This window comes from Winogradskyella haliclonae (assembly GCF_014635865.1).
GTDB lineage: Bacteria > Bacteroidota > Bacteroidia > Flavobacteriales > Flavobacteriaceae > Winogradskyella > Winogradskyella haliclonae.
The window spans coordinates 1-2,479 of sequence record NZ_BMDQ01000009.1; the positions used below are offsets into that span (position 1 = coordinate 1).

Sequence of the window (2,479 nt, forward strand, 5' to 3'; positions counted from 1 at the left end):
TAATCCAAAAATCATGAGATACATTAATAGTTTATTTTTAGAATTTATAAGAAAACAATTATGGGTTTTTATAATAATTGGTTTTAGTTTTGGATATAGTCAAAATCTATCAGGACCTACAACTGTTAGTGCCAACACCTCACACACCTATTCCTACACAGGAGGCTTGCATGTATTTAGTTGGACAGCTGTAGGAGGTACAGTTACATCGACGTCTCGTTTAGGGTCAGTATATTCTGCAACTGTGTTATGGGGAAGTTCTGGGTCGGGTTCCATTACTTTTAATGATTTTGGTTTGCCATTAGAGACTCTAAATGTTACTATAACTGGAGGCACAGGAGGTAATACTTCACCACCAACGAATTTAAGTAACGAAAACTATGTGCATACCTTAGCACCAAGAATAGCCACAAGCAACACCACATTATTAACCAATGATGAGAAAATAGAATCCGTGACCTACTTTGATGGATTAGGTAGAGCCAAGCAATCTATAGGAGTACGCTCAGGCGGCAACAATGAGGATATTGTAACCCATGTGGCGTACGACCAGTATGGTAGAGTAGAAAAAGAATATTTGCCTTTTGCACAAGCTAATAATGGCGGTACCTTATTAAGCAACGCTCAGGGTTTAACCAATACCTTTTATACCGCTAAATACCCTAATGATTTAGGGATAACACCTAACCCTTTTTCTGAAAAAGCGTTTGAAGCGTCGCCACTTAATCGTGTGTTTAAGCAAGCTGCACCAGGTGAGGATTGGGCTATGGGCAATGGCCATGAGATTGAGATGGATTACCAAGCCAATAGTGCTGGCGAGGTAAGACGTTACACTGTAGGCCTTACGTTTGCCAATAACACCTATACGCCGTCTTTAGATAGTAGTACTGGATTCTACTATACTGGCGAATTGTATAAAAGTATAACCCGTGATGAAAACCACTCTGGCACAACAAATAAAAATCATACCACAGAAGAGTTTAAAGATGCAGAAGGTCGTGTGATTTTAAAACGTACTTATAATGCCTCTGTAGCACATGACACTTACTATGTCTATGACGATTATGGGAATCTTAGTTATGTATTACCTCCTGAAGTTACTCATGGTGCTACTATCTCTAGTACAGAACTCTCAGAGCTGTGTTACCAATACGTTTATGACTATCGTAACAGACTCGTAGAAAAGAAAATCCCAGGCAAAGGTTGGGAGTCTATAGTATACAATAAACTTGACCAACCTATACTAACGCAAGACGCTAATCTTGATGCACAAAACAAATGGCTATTTACCAAATATGATGCTTTTGGGCGAGTGGCATACACAGGGCTTACTAATAATAGTAGTTCTAGGATTAACCTGCAAAATACCGTGAATGCAATTAGCAGTCAATATGTTTCAAAAAGTAGTACTCAAGTAACTATTGCTGGAACAACTATTTATTATAATAATGGAGCGTATCCGACTAGTATACATGAAGTCCATACTATTAACTACTACGACAACTACACTTTCGATAGAGATGGTGGTAACTCAGAAACGGCTTATGGGGTGACCCCAGAGACCAATGTAAAAAGCCTAGCTACAGGTAGTAAAGTCCGTGTGCTTGGCACTAGCGATTGGATTACTTCAGTCACCTATTACGACGATAAGGCGAGACCAATCTATATCTATTCTAAAAACAGCTATTTAGACACGGTAGATAAGATAAAAAGTCAGCTAGCTTTTGATGGTACAGTAACAGAAACCACAACCACACATGCACGTACATTGTTTCCAACAATTACGACCATAGATAGCTTTAGTTACGACCATATGAACCGTCTCATAGACCAGCAACAAACCATTAATAGTGGTACTGCAGAGGTTATTGTAGAAAACATCTATGATGAGTTGGGGCAATTAGAGAGCAAAGGTGTTGGAGGTACAACAGCGCAATCGCGTTTGCAAACCGTAGATTACACCTATAACATCCGTGGCTGGCTAAAAGAAATTAATGATGTGAGCAGTTTAGGTACTGACCTCTTTGGCTTTAAGATCAATTACAATACTGCGGACCATGGTGCTGCCACCTTGTTTAATGGTAATATCTCTGAAACCGAATGGAAAACAGCCAATACAGACAACAGTCTTAAATGGTACAAGTACAGTTATGATGCTTTAAACAGAATTACCAGCGGAACCTCTCATAATGGCAATTACAACTTAAGTGGTATTAGCTATGATAAAAACGGAAACATTAGTACTTTGCAAAGGCAAGGGCATATTAATGCCAATGCGACGCTCTTTGGCACAATGGATAATTTGGTGTACACCTATCAAAACAACTCTAATAAGTTGGTTAAAGTGCTAGACAATGGCAATGATACCTATGGCTTTAATGATGGTGCTAACTTAACTACAGAATACACCTATGATGCCAATGGTAATATGTTAACTGATGCCAATAAAGGCATTTCATCGAATATTCAATACAACCAC

1 protein-coding gene is annotated in these 2,479 nt (G+C 38.8%); it reads left to right on the forward strand.

The window, feature by feature from the left end; all coding sequences use genetic code 11:
* Positions 1–13 precede the first annotated feature (13 nt).
* Positions 14–2,479 (forward strand): DUF6443 domain-containing protein (locus IEV10_RS14275; protein ID WP_229719744.1); only part of this gene is annotated, 2,466 nt, incomplete at its 3' end.